Source organism: Bifidobacterium sp., from assembly GCF_050874245.1.
Classification (GTDB): domain Bacteria; phylum Actinomycetota; class Actinomycetes; order Actinomycetales; family Bifidobacteriaceae; genus Bifidobacterium.
On sequence record NZ_JBNMKH010000042.1, the window covers coordinates 1 to 19591 of the forward strand.

Annotated in this window: 14 protein-coding genes and 1 pseudogene; 6 read left to right on the forward strand and 9 right to left on the reverse strand. The window is 60.6% G+C overall.

The window, feature by feature from the left end; translation table 11 throughout:
* The 3 genes from ACR0P8_RS06015 to ACR0P8_RS06025 form a co-directional block, all read left to right on the forward strand.
* The coding region (locus ACR0P8_RS06015) for a GH36-type glycosyl hydrolase domain-containing protein (RefSeq protein ID WP_432624251.1) at window positions 1–1384 on the forward strand (1384 nt) is incomplete at its 5' end.
* 217 nt (window positions 1385–1601) lie between these two features.
* A complete protein-coding gene (locus ACR0P8_RS06020) occupies window positions 1602–2420 on the forward strand; it encodes an alpha/beta hydrolase (RefSeq protein WP_003808365.1) in 819 nt (272 codons plus the stop codon).
* 71 nt (window positions 2421–2491) lie between these two features.
* The gene (locus tag ACR0P8_RS06025; protein WP_021913020.1) at window positions 2492–3295 is read left to right on the forward strand and encodes a TetR/AcrR family transcriptional regulator; all 804 of its coding nucleotides are present in this window, start codon (window positions 2492–2494) and stop codon (window positions 3293–3295) included.
* A gap of 137 nt (window positions 3296–3432) precedes the next feature.
* Here the strand turns inward: ACR0P8_RS06025 and ACR0P8_RS06030 are convergent, their stop codons facing one another.
* Window positions 3433–4344 carry an ROK family protein gene (locus tag ACR0P8_RS06030; protein ID WP_003808361.1) on the reverse strand — a complete coding sequence of 304 codons (912 nt, stop codon included), beginning with the start codon at window positions 4342–4344 and terminating at the stop codon, window positions 3433–3435.
* A gap of 333 nt (window positions 4345–4677) precedes the next feature.
* Here ACR0P8_RS06030 and ACR0P8_RS06035 point away from each other — a divergent pair, with 333 nt between their 5' ends.
* The gene (locus ACR0P8_RS06035) at window positions 4678–7446 is read left to right on the forward strand and encodes an InlB B-repeat-containing protein (protein WP_432624252.1); all 2769 of its coding nucleotides are present in this window, start codon (window positions 4678–4680) and stop codon (window positions 7444–7446) included.
* A gap of 168 nt (window positions 7447–7614) precedes the next feature.
* On the opposite strand, the gene ACR0P8_RS06040 is transcribed toward ACR0P8_RS06035, so the two are convergent.
* From ACR0P8_RS06040 to ACR0P8_RS06055, 4 genes are all read right to left on the reverse strand, one after another.
* Window positions 7615–9117: a beta-galactosidase gene (locus ACR0P8_RS06040; protein WP_432624255.1), complete on the reverse strand. Its 1503-nt coding sequence runs from the start codon at window positions 9115–9117 to the stop codon at window positions 7615–7617.
* A 15-nt stretch (window positions 9118–9132) separates the two neighbouring features.
* A complete protein-coding gene (locus ACR0P8_RS06045) occupies window positions 9133–10560 on the reverse strand; it encodes a glycoside hydrolase family 3 protein (RefSeq protein WP_021913017.1) in 1428 nt (475 codons plus the stop codon).
* Between the two features lie 269 nt (window positions 10561–10829).
* Window positions 10830–12458, reverse strand: coding sequence for an extracellular solute-binding protein (locus tag ACR0P8_RS06050; protein WP_003808350.1), 1629 nt, complete (start codon window positions 12456–12458; stop codon window positions 10830–10832).
* A 190-nt stretch (window positions 12459–12648) separates the two neighbouring features.
* Entirely contained in the window at window positions 12649–13056 is a 408-nt protein-coding gene (locus ACR0P8_RS06055; RefSeq protein ID WP_223895039.1) for an ABC transporter permease subunit, read from the reverse strand.
* A 147-nt stretch (window positions 13057–13203) separates the two neighbouring features.
* Here ACR0P8_RS06055 and ACR0P8_RS06060 point away from each other — a divergent pair, with 147 nt between their 5' ends.
* Window positions 13204–13851, forward strand: a complete 648-nt coding sequence (locus ACR0P8_RS06060) for a YesL family protein (RefSeq protein ID WP_021913016.1) — start codon at window positions 13204–13206, stop codon at window positions 13849–13851.
* Between the two features lie 21 nt (window positions 13852–13872).
* On the opposite strand, the gene ACR0P8_RS06065 is transcribed toward ACR0P8_RS06060, so the two are convergent.
* Window positions 13873–15105, reverse strand: coding sequence for an ROK family transcriptional regulator (locus tag ACR0P8_RS06065; protein WP_033499245.1), 1233 nt, complete (start codon window positions 15103–15105; stop codon window positions 13873–13875).
* A gap of 169 nt (window positions 15106–15274) precedes the next feature.
* On the opposite strand from ACR0P8_RS06065, the gene ACR0P8_RS06070 reads away from it, so the two are divergent.
* Window positions 15275–16795 (forward strand): xylulokinase, encoded by a 1521-nt coding sequence (locus ACR0P8_RS06070; RefSeq protein WP_432624253.1) that lies wholly within the window; start codon window positions 15275–15277, stop codon window positions 16793–16795.
* 202 nt (window positions 16796–16997) lie between these two features.
* Here the strand turns inward: ACR0P8_RS06070 and ACR0P8_RS06075 are convergent, their stop codons facing one another.
* The 3 genes and pseudogenes from ACR0P8_RS06075 to ACR0P8_RS06085 all read right to left on the reverse strand — a co-directional run.
* Window positions 16998–17627: a sugar O-acetyltransferase gene (locus ACR0P8_RS06075; RefSeq protein WP_021913013.1), complete on the reverse strand. Its 630-nt coding sequence runs from the start codon at window positions 17625–17627 to the stop codon at window positions 16998–17000.
* 121 nt (window positions 17628–17748) lie between these two features.
* Window positions 17749–18512: pseudogene (locus ACR0P8_RS06080) on the reverse strand (carboxylesterase family protein); the annotation flags it as partial.
* A gap of 8 nt (window positions 18513–18520) precedes the next feature.
* The coding region (locus ACR0P8_RS06085; protein ID WP_432624254.1) for a sialate O-acetylesterase at window positions 18521–19591 on the reverse strand (1071 nt) is incomplete at its 5' end.

Genomic DNA, 19591 nt, shown 5'->3' on the forward strand with positions numbered 1-19591 from the left:
ACGCGGCATGGGCTTCCGCGATTCCAACCAGGATCTGCTCGGTTTCGTGCACCTGATTCCGGGCCGCGCGCGCCAGCGCATCATCGACATCGCCTCCACCCAGATGGAGGACGGCTCCGCATGGCACCAGTACCAGCCGCTCACCAAGAAGGGCAATGCGGACATCGGTGGCGGCTTCAATGATGATCCGCTGTGGCTCGTGGCCGGCGTGTACGCGTATCTCGCCGAAACCGGCGACGTGAGCATTCTGACCGAACCGGTGCCGTTCAACAACGTCGAGGGCTCCGAACAGCCGCTACTTGAGCACTTGCGCCGTTCAGTGAACTTCACCATTACGCATAAGGGCCCCCATGGCATTCCGCTCATCGGCCGCGCCGACTGGAATGATTGTCTGAACCTCAACTGTTTCTCCGATACTCCGGGCGAAAGCTTCCAGACCGTGGAGAACAACGACACCGGCGTCGCCGAATCCGTGTTCATCGGCGGCATGTTCGTGCTGTACGGCAGCCAATATGCCGACATCCTCGAGCATTATGGACGTCTGGCCGGCATGTCCGACGCCGAAATCGCGTCCGAGGCGGCCAGCGTGCGCGCCGAAATCGGCCAGGTTTCCAAGGCCGTCAAAACCGCCGGCTGGGACGGCGAATGGTTCGTGCGCGCCTACGACGCCTACTCGCGCAAGGTCGGCACGCATGAGGACACCGAAGGCCAGATCTACATCGAACCGCAGGGCATGTGCGTGATGGCCGGCATCGGCCTCGATGACGGCAAGGCGCAGCAGGCGCTGAAGTCCGTCAAGGAACGCCTGACCTGCGATTGGGGCACCGCCATCCTCGCACCCGCCTACTCCACCTACCGCATCGAATTGGGCGAAATCTCCTCCTATCCGCGCGGATACAAGGAAAACGGCGGCATCTTCTGCCACAACAACCCGTGGATCTCCATCGCCAACGCCATCGCCGGCAATGACGACGAGGCATTCGCCGTCTACCAGCGCAACTGCCCGGCGTATGTCGAGGACAAGTCCGACGTGCGCAAGGTGGAACCGTACGTCTACTGCCAGATGGTGGCCGGTCCCGAGGCAGCGACCCCGGGCGAGGGCAAGAACTCCTGGCTGACCGGCACCGCCGCGTGGACGTTCGTGGACGTGTCGCAGTATCTGCTGGGCGTGCGACCGACGCTCGACGGCCTGGCCATCGAACCGCATCTGCCGGAACGGTTCGACCAGCTGACCGTGACGCGCGTGTTCCGCGGCGTGACCTACCGCATCGCCATGAAGCGCACCGGCGAGCGCACGGTGAGCGTCGACGGAGCGAAGATTGGCGGTAATGTGGTTCCCGCTTTGAGCGATGCCAAATCCGTCGATGTCGAGGTCACGTTCTGATGTGAGCATCAGAACGTGCTCACAAACGGGGCGGGCCTACACTCTCCTCAACATGAACATGGATTGCCGGAGCATCTTGCATATAGGTTGTTCCGGCGATCCTCCATCGGTTTCCTGCAACCTTGTGGAAGGCAGGAACCGATCAGAACAGTGCGAATCCGTGTGCCGCATAGAAGGCCGCATGGATTCGCACACACAATCCGTCTAAGGTAGCGATATGCAGTATTGTGAAGACATCATCACCGGCATCGATGGCAGTGAGGCCACGTTCGTCCGGTACGTTCTCGACAACAGCGAGGAGATCGATCCCAAACGTCAACGCCCCAGCGTTCTGGTGATTCCGGGCGGCGGCTATGCCATGACCTCCGACCGCGAGGCCGAACCGATCGCCATGCAGTTCCTCGCGGCCGGATGCAACGCGTTTGTGCTGCGCTATTCCGTCGCGCCATCCGTCTTCCCCACGGCTTTGCTGGAAGCCGCGGAAGCAGTGCAGCGCATACGCGCGCATGCGGACGACTGGCATTGCGACCCCAGTAAGATCGCGGTAATCGGATTTTCCGCAGGCGGTCATCTTGCGGCCAATCTTGCGACCACGGCGGGTGACGACACCATGCGGGCACATGGCTATGACCCTGACGCGGTGCGCCCGAACGCATTGATGCTCGGCTACCCGGTGATCACTTCAGGCCCGCTCGCGCATCGTGGCAGCTTCGACTGTCTGCTTGGCGACAACAGCGATAATCAGGTGGCGTTGGACGCGGTGTCCATCGAACGGCATATCGACGCGAAGACGCCGCCCGTATTCGTATGGCATACCATCACCGACGATTGCGTACCGGTCGAGAACACGCTGATGTTGGTCGATGCCTGCAAGAAGGCCGGCGTGCCGGTCGAGGCGCATCTGTTCCCCCAAGGCGGGCATGGTCTGGCGCTTGGCACTGCGGAAACGGCGTGGCAGGGGGTTAATGGCATCGAGCCATGCGTCCAGCAATGGCCGGTGTTGGCCAACGCGTGGCTACGGCGACTCTTCGCCTAGAGGCCAGAGGGCGTAATAGTATTGGATGGTTTTATGAGGGACACGATGAGCAGGGGTGTAAGGAGCTGGCTATGAGCGTCGCGGCATGGGATGGATTCCTGAATGACCAGAGCAACTGGCCGGCCGCCTCACGCATCGGCAACGCTACGGGGGCCACTACCGCCAGGGACACGCTGGGCGACAAGACCTTCGTCAAACGCAAGCGTATGAGTCAGGAGGAACGCCACCTGCAAATCCTGCAGGCCGCCGTCAAAATCATCGCCACCAAGGGGTTCTGGGGCATGTCGTTGCAGAACATCTCCGACGAGCTGGGCATCACCGAGGCGGCGTTGTACCATTACATCTCCTCGAAGGACGATCTGCTCAACATGGTGCTGTCGGAATGCTACGACACCATCGATGCCGACGAATACAACGCGGTGACGGCCGCCATCGTCGACGCCGACGGGCACCGCGTCTACTACTACCCGCGCTATTGCCTGAACATCGTGCTGTACAATCTGCAGCGCCCCGAGCTCGTGCAGCTGTATTCGGTGCTGAACGGCGAGGCGCTGAACCCCTCGCACCCGGCCCACGATTTCTTCATCGGCCGCCATTTGCGCCAATGGGAGATGATTTGCTCGATGAACTGGCTGCTGCCGCCGGACGTGGACGAGGAACGGTTCTACGACCTGTACACCCTGGCGATGAGCGCCATGGACGGTCTGCAGTACCGTTGGCTGGGTGACAATTCGATGAATCTGCTGGAGCAATGGATGAGCATCTCCGACATCATCTTCCCCGATAGCGAATGGCAGGGCTTCCGCGACCCCTCGGAGCACGACCCGAAGAACGAATCCTGCCTGCTGCCGCTTACCTTGTCGGCACGGCAGTAGCTCTGACCCCGAAGATCAGCAGAGCATTACAGCGGAAGATCGATATCGACCGCCCACCGCTCTTGTGCATATTCGCCATCGGCGGGGCCGTTCACGGGAAGCGGACCCGCCGATTTTCGTATCGGAAGCATCCGCGACTAGCGGATCGGCACCTTCTCCATGCCTTCGACCTCGGTTTCGAAGGCGTAGTAGGCTCCGATCAGACCGGCGTTGTTGGTGTGCCGGCAGCGCTTGACAACCGTGTGGAAATCGCTCCACTGCGGGATCTTGTCGAGCGCCGCATTGACCAGCGGCAGCAATTGCTGTTCACGGCAGATGCCACCGCCCAGCAGCACGCATTCGGGGTCGGCCACGGCGACGATGTTGAAAATGCCGATGGCAAGATAGTCGATCCACCGGTCCACGATCTTGCGCACACGCGGCTCATCGAGACGATGGAACAGGGTGGCCGGCACGATGGAGCCTGTCGGCACGTCGAATTCCTTGGCGTACTCCTCCGCCAGCACGATGGTCGACAGGTAATCCTGCATGGTGTGGAATCCACCGGTCTCATAGTTCGGGATCATCATGCCCAGCTCGCCTGCACGCCAATCCTTGCCTCGGCGGATCCTGCCGTCCAGGAACAACGCACCGCCCACACCGCTGTCGATGGTGATCAGCGCAAAATCGTCGAGTTTGACGGCGTTGCCGCTCAGCTTCTCCGCCATTGCCGCGCAGTTGGCGTCGTTCTCCATCCATGTGGGGATCGGGTCGTCAAGATAGCCCTGCAGTTTTCTGCCGATTTCATGGCCGTACAGTATGCTTAGCGCGCCGGCGGTAACGGCGACCTGCTTCTCCGTGTCGATGAAGCCGGGCACGCTTATGGCGATGCCGTCAAGAGGGGCACGCTGCTTGGAAACAATATGCGCGAGCGCCTGGTAGAAGGGCTCCTCGCCGTCGACCGGAGTCGCGATAGTACCCGGAATGCCCATGCGCCCGTCCTCGAACACCACGTATCGGGTGAAGAACGTTCCGATTTCGAACGCAAGGATGCGCTTCTTTGCAGTCATATCGTTATCTAACCCATCTTTAATAAAATCCTGCCTTGGTACAGTATAGCGTTCCCGCCCATACTTAAGCGCTTCCGCCCAATCCCCCGATACGCTCAGCCAACACCCCTTTGCGTACCACCAATGCAATGGCGGAATCGAAGTGCGTCATAGCATATTCGTCTGCCATTGTGCAACATATGCCATAACAACTTGTCAATATTTATCGATACGGTTGCCTATTGGAGGCTCTTGCAATACACGCTTTTATGACTCCCGCCGCTTACGGCGGGCAGCCCCCTAGATACCCCCATCAATGACGTTTTCCACGTCGCGCGAAGACAGGAGAAATAGATGAGAAACAAGGCAATCGCATGCCTTGGCGCAATCGTCGCTTGCGCAACGGCTCTCGCCGGAATCCCGGCCACCGCCATGGCGGACGACTCCGCCGGCCTGACTCCCCAATACACCTACAATTCCCAGAACGATAACGGCATGACCTTCGAAAAGGTCAGCCACGCCGATCAGGGCCTGAGCCAGGCCGATGGCGTGGTCGATTACACCGGCGACGGCACCATCGCCCCCTATACCGCCGGCCTGAGCACCACCGGCAACGGCGACCGCGGCCAGTCCTACAGCTATGCGGCAGCATCCTCCGGCGACTGGGTCTACATCGGCACCATGTACGGCGGCCTCGGCGTGCAGGCCATTCTGAACCGCGATATGACAAGCCTCGGCCTGACCTCCAAGCAGGCCACCGCACTCATCCAGACCATGTACGCGGGCAACATGTACCTTGGCGAACCCGACGGCAAGAGCGCCGGCGGCATGCTGTTCAAGTTCAATGTGAAGACCGGCAAGACCAAGATCCTCATGTCCAAGAGCACCGGCATCGACGGAGGCAAGGGCGTGATCCCGACCTTCCGCAGCGCCTTCAAGATGAACGGCAAGCTGTACTTCGAGGGCATGGTCATGGACACCAACAACAAGGATCTCACCCAGCAGGAGATCCAGACCGCCATGGCCTATCAAAACGGATTCCCGTGCATCTACGAAGTCGACCCGGCCAACAACGACAAGCTCACCAAGGTGTATGACAGCGTCGACGTGGATGGCTTCCGTTCCCTGGTCAAGGGCAACGTGTTCACCTCCACCCGTGCCATCGGCTCCTTCGGCAATACGCTGATCGCCGGCGACCTCAAGCCGACCGCGGACGGCAAGGGCAAGGCGCTGCTTGTGGCATCCAAGACCCCGTCCGATCCGAACTCCTACAAAGTGATCGCCGACATGGCGAGCTTCGACAACCTGCCCGCCATCCACCGACAGGATGTCAACGGCGGCGGCGGTATCTATCAGGTGCAGGAGTTCAACGGCAAGCTGTACGTCGTGGTCTGCACCGGCGACACCAGCACCCTGAACGAAGAGACCGGAACCATGCGCTCCTTCGCCATTTACGTGGGCGAGAACAAGGGCGATTCCACCAACAAGGCCGATTGGACCTGGCGTCCGCTCGTAGGCGACACCGCCAAGGGCGCCAAGTACTACTACGGTCTTGACAAAAGCCGTGTGAGCGCCGGCGCCTGCACCCTGCAGGTCTACGGCGACCACTTGTACATCGGCGACTACAACGACGTGTCCAGCGCACTGCAGGGCTTCGTCACCAAAAGCAACTTCGTAACCCAAGCCACCAACCTCGAACAGTCCGTCAACCTATACCGCATGGACAAGAACGAGAACGTCGAGATGCTCGTGGGCGACAAGAACGACACCTTCCCGAAGGGCGGTTCCACCGGTCTGGGCAGCGGCTACGACAACCACATGAACCAATACACCTGGCAGACCACCGTTCACGAGGGCAAGATGTACCTGTCCACCATGAACACCACCACCTTGCTGGAACCGATCGCACAGTTCACCAACGGTGACATTCTCAACATGAACGAGAAGGATTGGAACAACACCGTCCACTACCTGCGCGTGTTCCTGCGCCTGCTGTGGGGCATGGGCCCGACCGACCCGGCTTCCGCCATCGCCACGCAGAGCAACGATCAGAACGCCAAGGTGACCACCCAGACCATGCCGTCCACCGACAATCCGGAGGCGCTGGTCGACTGGGCCCGCATCCAGGCCGGCAAGGACGCCTCCGCCGCGCAGCCGCAGACCGCCGACGCCAAGTCCGTCTCGTCCGCCAAGCCGATCAGCCTGACCGCCGCCCAGACCAAGGAACTGGTCGACGGCATCAAGGACGGCAGCATCGTTCCGGGCAGCCTGGCAGCCTCCGGCTCCTCCGATGAGGCCTCGCAGCTCTTCGACATCAACAACGAGCTGGACAACCTCGGCTCCCAGCTGTCCGACAAGGGCTCCGCCGATTTCGCCAACAACTACGGCGAAGTCACGGACGCGTTCTTCAGCATCGCCGACATCATTCCCGACAAGTTCAAGGGCCTGTACGAGATGCTGGTCAAGCTGACCAGCAAGGCCAACCTCAAGGCCTACGCCAAGTCCCTGCCGTACCTGGCCAAGTCCAAGCGCGGCTTCAACCTGTTCGAGATCACCGACCGTTCCGCCGCGAATGAGGGCGTGACCGTCGGCACCGTTACCGACAACGGCTTCGGCGACCCGTTCAACCACGGTCTGCGCATCTTCTGCGACACCGACGACTACATGGTGGTCGGCACCGCGAACCCGTTCTACGGTACCCAGCTGTGGCGCGTGCGCAATACGCAGTACGCCGTGAACGTCTCCGCGACCGAAGGCGGCTCCGCCTCCGCGGATGTCGAGCGCGCGGCCAAGGGCAGCAAGGTCACGCTGACGGCCACCGCGAACAAGGGCTACCACTTCAAAGAGTGGAACGTGCTGAAGGGCAACGTCTCCATCGAGAACAACGCCTTCGAGATGCCTGACGGCAGCGTCTCCATCCAGGCTGTGTTCGAAAAGGACGCTGTTGAACCGACGACGCCAACGACCCCGGCAAAGCCTGCCACAGACACGAAGCCATCCACAACACCGACCGGTGTCACGTCCACCCCTTCGACCGGCTCCTCCGTGCTCGGCATGGCGGTCGCCGCGGCTGTGGCACTGATTGCAGGCGCCGCGATTCTGCTGAAGAAGAAGCAGGCGTGATGATGACCGGCGGTGTGATCGCAGCCACCCGATGAACGCGGAACGGCGCCATACCACCGGTTCCTGACGAAGAAGGCCGATGTCCATCAAGGGCATCGGCCTTCTTCATATTCGGCTTCGTCGAGTGGAGCCGTTCCGCTCCGTCTAACGTGGTCTACAGCATTGCGATCACCGCAACGCAATCACATCCACGCCATACGGCTTAAGCTCGATCAGATCGTTGATGACGGTGCCGGTCAGCAGCTCCGTGCCACCGTTGAATTCGCTGAGGCACAGACGCTTGTCGGCGGCGCTGTTGTTGATGAGGAACGCGTAGCGGGTGCCGCCATCGCCATAGCGCACGGACAGGCTGACATCCTCCGGGGTATCAAGCGACTTCAGATCCAGCTCCTTGATGATCGGAGCCATGAACGCGCTCATGCCGGTCTCGTCCAACGGAGTGCCCACAAAATAGGCTTTGCCCTTGCCATACGCATTGACGGTGAGCGCGGAATGCCCAGCATAGAATTCGTCGCCGCCGTACGTAGCAAGACGCTCGGCACCTTCGCGATGAATAATGCTCGCCACGATCTCGCCCTTGGCATCAACCGTGCCGCCATGCACTTCGATGGTTTCGCCCGGCGCAAGCGCATCGATCTCTTCGACCCATACGCCCATAAGCCTGCGCAGCTTGCCCGGGTAGCCGCCTGGCACCACCAGATCATGCTCATCATGGATGCCGGCCATATAGCCGGTGATGAAGGTGCCACCATCCGCCACATAGGCTTCCAACGTTTCAGCCACACCAGGCAACACGGTGATCAGCGCCGGGGCGATGGCCAGATCATACTGGCTGAGCCGCGCAAGAGGCGTGGTGCTGGCGATCATATCCACCGGCACATTGCGACGCCACAACGCACGGTAGAAGCGATGAACCTCATTGGGATAGTTGAAGCCGGTGGTCGGGCCGACACAGCCTTCAAGCGACCAGTAGCTCTGCCAGTCGAACATGATGGCTACACGGGATTCGATGCGCGAGCCCATGATCCGCCTGCCGATGCGGTCCAGTTCCTCACCCAAGGCCGCGGTCTCCTTGAACACGCGGGACTCCTCGGTGCCGTCATGCGCGATGACCGCGCCATGGAATCGCTCGCAGCCGCCAAGGGACTGCTTCATCTGGAAGAACCGCACGGTGTCGGCGCCATGGGCCACGGCCTGCCAGCTGAGCTTACGCACTTCCCCCGGCTGCTTGACCTTGCAGAACGGGAACCAGTTCTGCTGGTTCGGGGTCTGCTCCATCAGCATGAACGGCTTGTTGCCGCCGATGCCGCGCATCAGGTCGTGGCACATGGCGGTGAAGCTCGGCGGGGTGTCCATGCCCGGATAGTTGTCCCAGCTGACCACGTCCATCTCCTTGGCCCACTCGAAGTAGTCGAGATCCTTGAACGTGCCCATGAGGTTCGTGGTGATCGGCGTGGTCGCGTCGTATTCGCGGATCGCGTCGCGCTCGTTCGTATAGCAGGCCAACTGCGCCTGGCTTTGGAAGCGGCGATAGTCCATCTGCAGCCCGGACACCACGCATTTGGCGTCGCTGATGCCGTCGCCGTAGCCGACGGCGGGCACCACGTCGCCCCAATCGTAGATGGTGTGGCTCCAGAAATTGGCGCACCACGCCTTGTTGAGCGCTTCGATGAGCTCGTCCTGGCCCTACGGCAGGCGCATGTCGGTGCGGTCGCGGCCTTCCAGATCATGTTCGTGGTCGAGTCCGCCGATGAAGACCACCGGATCTCCGGCGGCCGCGTACGCGCGGGCTTTTGCCACGGCCTCGTCACGCAGTTCGCGCGCGCGATTCACGTCTTTGGCATCGGAACCCTTGGAATTCTCAAGGCTTTCCTCCTGCCAGCTTTCGTCCTGGTTGATCTGTTTGGCGTCGTAGCCGAGCGCGTATTCGATTTCGACGTTGCCGCCGAGCTCGCCGTTGAGGCCGAGCAGCGGGGATACTTCGTGCAGCGCTTTGATGACGGCCGAGCCGCCGCCGTTGGAGTGGATGCGGTCGGCGTTGGCACCGATGACCAGCAGACGGGTCATGTTGCGTTCGTCGAGCGGCAGCAGGTGCGCGTCGTTTTTCAGCAGCACGATGGATTCGCGGGCGATGTCCAATGCCTTCGCCGCGTGGTCGAGCGTCGCGTAACGGCCTGGTTTGCGGCTTGCGTGCGCGTCGCCGAGCATGTGCAACGCGTCCATGACGGCGATCACGCGTTCGACTTTCCCGTCGACGTCGCTTTCCTTGACGTCGCCGTCTTCCACGGCTTTCTTCAGCGGGTTGGCGAAGTAGTAATCGTCGAAATTCGGCGTGACGGACAGTTCGATATCCATGCCGACTTCGGCGCTGGCTTTGGTGTCGCGCACCGCGCTCCAGTCGGAAACGACGAAACCGTCGAAACCGTATTCGTCGCGCAGGATGTCGTCGAGCAGCTGCTTGTGTTCGCAGCATTTGGTGCCGTTGACGAGATTGTAGGCGCCCATGACGGAGAGCACGCCGCCGTCTTGTACCGCCGCTTCGAAGGCCGGCAGGTAGATTTCGCGTAATGCCCGCTCGCTTACGGTCTCGTCAACGTCCAATCGGTCGGTTTCCTGGCTGTTGACCGCGTAATGTTTCGCGCAGGCGGCCACGTCGGATTCCTGCACGCCTTGGATGTAGGCCACACCTTGCGCGGCGGTCAGGACCGGATCCTCGCTCATGTATTCGAAATTGCGTCCGCACAACGGACTGCGTTTGATGTTGATGGAAGGGCCGAGAATCACGTCCTTGCCTCGGCCTCGGGCTTCCTCCCCCAATACTTCACCGGTCATGCGGGCCAGGTCGGGGTTCCATGTGGAGGCGACCGCCGAGCCGGACGGCAGGTAGGTCACATAGTCACGGGTGTTGTACAGCGGCGCCCAATTGTCGTTATGCAGTTCGGCGCGCACGCCCATCGGACCATCATCCATCCTGAGCGGCGGAATGCCCAGTCGTTCGGCGTTGCCGTTGCGGAACAGGCCTGCGGCGTGCACAATGGCGATTTTCTCGTCCAGCGTGAGTTGCGCCGTCAGTTCCCTGGCTTTGGTTTTGTTGGCTTCAGTAATTACGGTCATGCGTTTTTCTTTCGTTTCATTGCGATTCGACGGTGTGGAGATTCATCATCGAACGCGCTCCTCACGAAAGCATGGAGGAAAGTGGACATGGAAAAAGCGGAAAAGTTCCGACAGGCAAGAAGGAGACGACGACGTCCGTCGGAATATGCGGAACCGGAAGAGTTGCGGGGCGTCGGCCCGGTTCGAAGAGTCCGACGCCCCTTGTTGGTTATGTGATTAGGCGAGGCGTTCCGGCCGAAGCGAAAACGCTCCAGCCGGAACGCCAGGAATTACTTGGCCTGCTTGACGATGTCCTTGCGGGCCTGGATCAGGTCCTTGGCGTTCTGCTGGTCGACCTTGAGGACTTCCTTGTAGCCGAGGTTGTCGATCTTGGTGCGGGCTTCGTCAAGGGTCTTCTCGAACTTGCCCGCAGCGGTGATGGCCTGCCAGGAGGCGTTCACCGTTTCGGACTTGACGGAGCTGCGGGTGGCGGAAACCGTGGAATCCTCCTGTGGAGTGGTGTAGGACGCACCGGCTGCGATGGAGAGCTTGCCTGCCTTCTGCAGATAGTCGATGTCGTTGGTGGCGTTCTCCATGTGGGCGGACCAATCCTTGAACAGCTCGGTCTCATCCTGGTTGGACTTCCACAGCAGCGGGTTGTAGGCCTCGCCGGTGTTCGGGTCGATGTCGTTCTGAGACACGGCCTTGAAGTTCAGCTTAGAGTAGCCGTCATCGTAGCTGGAGCCGCCAAGCTTGGCGGAGACCTTCAGGTTGGCGTGGTCGCCGGTCATGGCCTGCTGGCCGAACTTGGTCAGGGTCGGGTTCTTGCCGTCCTTGTCGGTGGTGAAGCAGCCCAGATCCTTCGGGCAGGCGGCGCCACCGGAGTTGGAGGAAGAGGCGTAGATGCCTTCCGGAGAATACATCCAGTCGATGAACTTGGCCAGACGGGCCTTGTTCTTGGCCTTGGAGCCGATGGCCACGATGGTGGCGCCATCACCGTCAGGCTGGAAGCCGTCGGAATAGACCTTCATGTTCTCAAGCGGAGCCAGCATGAAGCCGACGCCTTTGGCCTTGTTCTCGTCGGAGTTCATACGCGGCTTGCCCAGCCAGCTCCAGATGGACAGCATGGTCTTGCCGTTGGTGACCTTGGTCCGCATGGTATCCCAGTCCTGGGTGGTGGAATCAGGATCGACCAGCCCCATGGATTCGGCCTTGTTCAGGAACTCCAGGGCCTGCTGGTAGATGCCGCCCTCCTTGGTGGCGGGCTGCACGTCCTTACCGTCGGCGGAGATGAACACGGAACCCTGGTTGGTGTAGCCGAACCAGCTGCAGATGGATGCGGCGTTCTGCATCACATCGCCGTCCCGATCCTTGAACAGTGACATGGCGTAGATGTCGTCCTTGCCGGTATCCTGGCGAGCCCTGTCCTGCATCTGCTTAAGCACATTGAGCAGACCGTCGAGATCCTTGATCTGCGGGTAGCCGATCTCCTTGTAGATATCCCAGCGGATGTACGGTGCGGCAGCCGACTCGTTGCCTTCGCTCGGGTCGGTCGGAGACTGGGAGGAGACACCCTGAGGAACACCCCACACGCCATCCTTGCCGGCCTGCTTGGCGATGGACTTGACCGCGGAATCGTACTTCTTGACATTCTTCATGCTGGAGTAGTACGGGGTCATGTCTTCGATGAGCTTGGCCTTGACCAGCTTGTTCAGACGCCCGTTGCCGGTACCGACAATCACCAGATCGCCAAGGTTGCCGGAAGCGGAGCGAGTATCGAACACGGTATCGCCGCCGGACACGTTCGGAGCGATGATGTTCAGCTTGATGTTGAACTTGTCTTTGACGATCTTGGCGAACCAGCCGCTCTTTTGCAGACCCTGGCTGCTGGCCAGCGAGTCGAATACCTCGACGGTCATTTCGGAACCGTCGTCCTTGGTGTCGGCACTGTTGCTGCCGCTGCCGCAGGCCGCGAGCGACAGCAGCGTAGCAGCCGCAACGCCAGCCGCAATCGCGCGGGTGGTGATTTTCTTCAGTTCTATGCGGAAACCTCCTTGTATTCCTTCTTCTGATATTCAGTTATGGGGAAAAGAATCGTTGTGTTGTTAATCAGCCTTTAACCGCGCCCAGCATCATGCCCTTGACGAAGAAGCGCTGGAAGAACGGGTAGGTGAACATGATCGGCAGCACCACGATGACGGAAACCGTCATACGGATCGAGGTCGGCGTCGCGGCGCTTGCCAGAGCGGCGACATTCGCCGAATTCGCCTTGGCCGCATTCGCCAGTGCGGACGCCTGGTTGATGTAGGTGTACAGCAGGTACTGCAGCGAGTAGAGCTTCGAATCGGTCATGTAGATCAGGGTGTCCTGGAAAGAGTTCCACTGGTTCACGGCCGAGAAGATGCCCACGGTCGCCAGAATCGGCGTGCACATCGGCAGGATGATGCGGGTGAACACGGTCAGCGTGCCGGCGCCGTCCATTTCAGCGGCTTCCTGCAGCGACGGCAGTGGCCGCAAAACCCTTGCCGCATCGGCGCTAAAGTATTGTTATTCCAACAAACTAAGTGCTCTTGGAGAGCTATTTATAATCTTATAAATAGGGCGTGTCGCACAATACGGCACAGTACTATCGGCAATAGCCGAACACATCATCGAGGAGGATTCATGCGGTTCAACATCAACGCGCCCTTCTGGCGTTTCATGGACACCCTGCTGCGTTTCGTCGGGCTTAATCTGGTCTACCTCATCACGCTGATCCCAAACGTCACCATCGGCCCGGCACGCGCGGCATTGTATTCCACAATGTTCGCCTATGACGAGCATGACGACATCCGCCTCGTCAAGGAATATCTCACCCGCTTCAAACGCGAGTTCAAACAGGGACTTGCGGCCTGGGTGCTCGTCGCCATCCTCGCCACCGCCATCCTCTTCGGCCTGTCGTTCTGGAAGGCGTGGGATACCAACGCCTCCTACATACCGCTGATCCTTCTGGTCATCGCCGCCGTGGTCGTGGCGCTGTTCGCCGAATACGCCGCACCGTTGCAGGCACGCTTCGCCAACACCACCGGCAGGCTCTTCTCGCTATCGGCGATGTTCCCCTGGCGAGCCTTCCCCTGCTCGCTCGTCCTCGTCGTCATCGACGTACTCGCGGCCGGCCTGTCATATTTCGTACCGCTCATACGCGTTCTCGCCATCCTCTTCGGCATCGCCTGGGTGGCGTATGCGAAATCCCTCATTCTGCTGTGGGGCTTCAAACGGTATGGCGGAACGGGCAAAGTGGAGAATCCGCAATATGTCAATGCGCACGAGTGACGTTGCGGCGGCGCTCAGGAATCATGCTTTGTCGGTGATGAACGTCAGCGGATTGTCGATGAATTTGCGCAAGCCGACTTCCGCGGCACCGTACAACGCCGGATGGTCGGCCACCAACGGGATGGACACGCTCACCTGCATGTCCGACGCCCCCAAGACCTGCGATTCCAAACGGTTTTCGAGCGTTTCGTAGAAGAACGGCCCGAAATCGGTCCACCAACCGCCCAGCAGCACGGTATCGACATCGGCCAGATTCAGTGCGGAGCCGATGGCCGAGGCCAGCGCGTCGATGGCCCGTCCGACGGCCTCCACGGTCCGCACATCATGGGAATGCCATGCGTCCAACAGACGCTCCAGTGCCTCACCGCTCGAAGCCGCATTCTTTTCGGCCACTCCGGAAGCCTCGACCAGCGCGCGACGGCCAGCATACGTTTCCAAACATCCGCGTCGTCCGCATCCGCACAGCGGACCGTCCAAAGACACCGACACGTGACCGATCTCACCGGCGAAACCGTGGCTTCCCGACACGATCTCACCGTCACGGACGATCGCGCCGCCGATGCCGATATCGCACGACAGATACAGGAAAGAGTCGGCGCAATCCACGCCATCGAACACGTCCGCACGCGCACAGGCATATCCCGGAATCTGCGCGATGGCGGCCAGCTTCGCCTCATTGCACGGGGTAACGTCATACCCTCGCATAACGTCGAACGTGGTCAGATCGACATTCTCCCAACCGAGATTGCGGGCCATGAGCAGCCTCTTGTCGGAGGTGACCAAGCCCGGCAGCGCACACGAGACGCCCGCGATGATGCATCGTTTCGATTCCAGATCCTCAGCCATCGCCTTGGCCATGGCGTCAAGCTTGCCGAATACGACGTCCGGCTCGACGCCGCTCATGTCGGCATCCACCCATTCGTGCCTGAGTATGTCGTGGTTGATGTCCAAAGCCATGCATCCATAGCCGTCGGTGTTGACCTGCATGCCGACGCCGCACACCTTGCCGCCTCCCAGCATCAACGGCGTGGACGGGCGCCCATAGCTGGCCGAGTTCTGCGGCTCACCCTCCTTGACGACGCCCGCATCGATCAGCAGCGACACCAGCAACGACATCGTCGCCTTGGTCAGCCCGGTCTCCTTGGCAAGATCCGCTCGGCTCATCGGCCCGGAGGCACGCAGTAGCGTGTCGATCACCACCGAAAGATTGTGATTGCGCAGATCGTCCTGATTGATCCTGCGAAGAGATGCCATAGCCGTTCCCGTCCCTGCCCTGTTTGCCGTGTTGCCGCATCAGCATGAATTCCCCGAACCGATGTTCCAGAGCCTTTCCTGATGCTACACTACTATAGTATAGTTTATTCATCTAACTATTAACCGTGCGCCACCGGCGAACGGCACATGCAAGGAGGCAACACAAACTATGGCAAGGACTCTGGTTGCAGGCGTCGACACATCGACGCAGTCCTGCAAGGTACGCGTGACGGACGCCGAAACCGGCGAGCTTGTACGATTCGGGCAGGCCAAACACCCGAACGGCACATCCGTCGACCCCTCATACTGGTGGAGCGCATTCCAAGAGGCCGCCGAGCAGGCCGGCGGCCTGGACGACGTATCCGCGCTGGCCGTCGGCGGCCAGCAGCACGGCATGGTGATCCTCGACAACCAAGGCGATGTGATCCGCGATGCGATGCTGTGGAACGACACCAGTTCGGCGCCCCAGGCTGCGGCTCTGATCGAAAAGCTCGGCGCAGCGCCCGCACAAGACGGCGAGCCGGAAGACCCAATCGCCCGAGGCAAGCAGCGTTGGGTCAAGGCCGTGGGCTCCTCCCCCGTCGCCTCCTACACGCTGACCAAGGTGGCATGGGTGGCCGAGAACGAGCCCGAAAACGCCAAGAAAATCGCCGCCATCTGCCTACCTCACGACTGGCTGAGCTGGCGCATCGCCGGTTACGGCCCGGTCGCCGAAGGCGAGGACGCCCATCTTGAAGCCCTGTTCACCGACCGCTCCGACGCCTCCGGCACCATCTACTACGATGCCGCGTCGAACGAATACCGCCGCGACCTGATCGCCATGGTGCTCGAGGCCGCGGAAGGCGCCGAAGCCGCGCAATCGCACGCCGAGGCCATCGTGCTGCCCACCGTGCTGGGGCCGCGCGACGCCGCCCCCGTCAAGGCCGATCCGGCCATCGCCGGCAAGAACGTCGAAGGCGGCTGCCTGCTCGCCCCCGGCGGCGGCGACAACGCCATGGCATCGCTGGGACTGGGCATGGCCGTCGGCGACGTGTCCATTTCCCTGGGCACCTCCGGCGTGGCCGCAGCCATCTCCGAGAACCCAACCTACGACCTGACCGGCGCCGTATCCGGCTTCGCCGACTGCACCGGGCACTACCTGCCGCTGGCCTGCACCATCAACGGTTCGCGCATCCTCGACGCCGGCCGCGCCGCCCTCGGCGTGGATTACGACGAACTGGCCAAGCTGGCCTTCGCCTCCAAGCCCGGCGCCAACGGCATCACCCTGGTGCCGTACTTCGACGGCGAACGCACGCCGAACCGCCCGAATGCCACCGCCACCTTCTCCGGCATGACTCTGGCCAACACCACACGCGAGAACCTGGCCCGCGCCTTCGTCGAAGGACTGCTGTGCTCCCAGCGCGACTGCCTGGAGCTCATCCGATCCCTGGGCGCAAGCATCACGCGCATCCTGCTCATCGGCGGCGGCGCGAAGTCCGAAGCTATCCGCACGCTGGCACCAAGCATTCTGGGCATGGACGTGACCCGACCCGCCACCGACGAATACGTGGCCATCGGCGCGGCCCGCCAGGCCGCCTGGGTGCTGTCCGGCGAAACCGAGCCTCCGGCATGGCAACTCACCATCGACGGCGTGGAGACCGGCGAACCGACCGAAGCCGTATACGAAGCCTACGCCAAGGCCCGCGGCTGATCCATCACCGCAGGAATTCAGGCATAGGGCCGGGAAGCTTCCCAACAATGGGGCTTCCCGGCCCTATGCTGATTCATGAACCATACTCATAGAAACGACAATATGAACGACAGCTTCCGTATAAGGCTTTACGCGCTCACCTGCATCGCATGGCTGGAGAAATCGATTTGCCGTCAACACACCCTATGAAACGTTTGCAAAACTACAGCAAACCTTCCACATCGGCGAAGGCAGGGTCATGTTCGGGAATCTCACGAATCACATGCGCTGGATTGCCCACGGCTATGACGTTCTCCGGAATGTCACGTGTCACCACGGACCCGGCGCCGATGATGGAATTCGACCCGATGGTCACCCCCGGCGTGACCGTCACATTGGCGCCGAACCACACGTTATCACCGATGGTCACGGCACTGGCATGCTCCCAGCCCGCCAGGCGGGTGGCAGCGTCCTTGGCATGGTTGGGTGTGGCGATGGTGCAGCGCGGACCGATCAGACAATCCTCACCGAGCGTCACATATCCGCCGCCGCACACCATGAAATCCTTGTTGAGGAACGTGCCGCGGCCAATGGTCAATCCGATGCCATAATCGACATTGAACGGCGGCGTGAACTGCACGCCCTCCCCCGCGTCCGGAACAAGCTCATGGAACAGACGGTACGCCTCGTCCGGATCATCGAAGAAGATGCGGTTGATCTTCGCGCAGGCGCGCATGGCCTCGCCTGTGAATTTCGGCAGCGACTTCGATTTGCGATATTGCGTCGGCTTGCCGGCGAACAGTTTGGTCAGATCCTCGTCGGACGCGATCAGCGCTTCCGTCTCCTGCGTCATATCCGTCTCCTTCATCACATTCCACCGCACTATAGTGAACGCTCACACCATACTATATTCACTTACTTGACCATGACGCATGAAACGTTACCCGGCGTATCGTGGCATCCACCGAACAGCATAGAGACCACAGATGGCGATTGAACAGACCAGTTCCACCTCCAGACTGCATGATGACGCGTTGGAACAGACCATCGTTCATCGGCGAGACACTTTGCGCCAACGCGCTTGCGGCCCCTGCGGACTGGCCGAACACGGTAATGTTCGCAGGATCGCCACCAAACAAGGCAATATTGTCCTTTACCCACTGAATGCCCATCCGCTGGTCAAGAAATCCGAAATTCGCACAAGGCCGTCCATCAACCGCTTCCTTTTCCAACATGGCATGCGCGAAAAACCAAACACATTCAACCGATAAGCAATGGAGACCACCACCACGCCCTGACGGGCCAGCTGCTCTCCATTGAACTCCTTCTCACAGGTAGATCCAGTCTGAAACGCTCCACCGTAAAGCCATACCATCACAGGCAGCCCATGCCCATCGCAACGGGAATCCGTACGAATCTCGGAACCACTGCCGCATCCACGCAAGGCCGGCGTCCAGATATTCAGATACAGACAATCCTCAGCCATCGGAGTGTCAGCGTCAATCTGCCATTCCCTGCCGTAGAACTCATCCGAGCCGGGCAGCGGCTGCATCGGCATCGGCGCGAAATCACCGGCTTCGAGCACGCCATCCCACGCTTCAGCAGGTTGTGGCTCACGCCAGCGTAACTCATCAACAGGCGGCTTGGCATATGGAATGCCCCGAAACACGGTGATCACAGGATCCGCATCGGAGAATCCGTCGACACATCCTTGACGAATCATGACTTGTCTGCGCATGACTGCTCCTAATCAACCATGGGCAACGGCAGATGAAACGGCGGAAGCAGAACACCGTCCCCGTCGCAGATGAGACCGGATTCCGGGCTGTTGCTCCACGCATACCGCACCTCGTCCGGCATGCGCGACGGTATGCGCGCCACAATATCGCAACCATCCAGCCATGCCTCAGCCCGCACCGAAGTGGCGCAGTCGTGCCACAGGAAATCAATTTCTCGCGGAACGTCACCATCCAACGTCATCAGATGGCGATTCTGCGATTGCATCTGTTCGCCCATGGAATTCCGCCACACGCAGTGCATCCTCAACAATCCATCGTCCGCCTCTGCGGTTTCAACAACCGGCTGAGGCTGAGCCTGCTGGCCATACACAAAATCCATCGCGACATTGAATGCACGATCCGCGATGGTTTTCTTATCATGAGGATGCAAATCATTGCTTTCACCGGCATCAAGCGTCACCACCGCAGCCACGTGTTCAAGTTCGTCCGCCACTCTCCATTCCTGTTCTCGAATAAGCGGCCAACCACCATCCTCGATGGCGTCGATGCCGAATTTCGGAAGCTGGACGATCAGGAACGGCATATCCGGCTGATGCCACTTGCCACGCCACAATTTAATCATGGCTTTCAGCTCATCGCCATAACGCATGGCGTAGTCGCCGGTATTCGATTCGCCCTGATACCACAGCACGGCCCGCACCGCATATGGAAAACACGGGGCGAGCATGGCGTTGTACAGGCCGGTCGGCTTCCATCTGACGAAATCCTCGAATGGGCAATCGCGGTCAGCTTCGGCGGTCACGGCATACTGCCAAATGCCGGACAGGTCGAAGATATCGTCTCCGATGGTCAGTGTCATCCGTTTGCCGGGCGTCACACGGCCGCCGGGCCGTTCAACGACCAGACGCATGCGGATTTCGTTCGCGCCGGCGCGCAACACGCCGGCTGCGACCGGATAGTCCCGCGGCTCATACACATTGCTTCGCCCACCGACCAACACACCATTGACCCACGTATGGTCGGCATCATTCATGGTGCCCAGACGCAGTAGGGCGGGCTTCCCCGCATCCGACGGAGG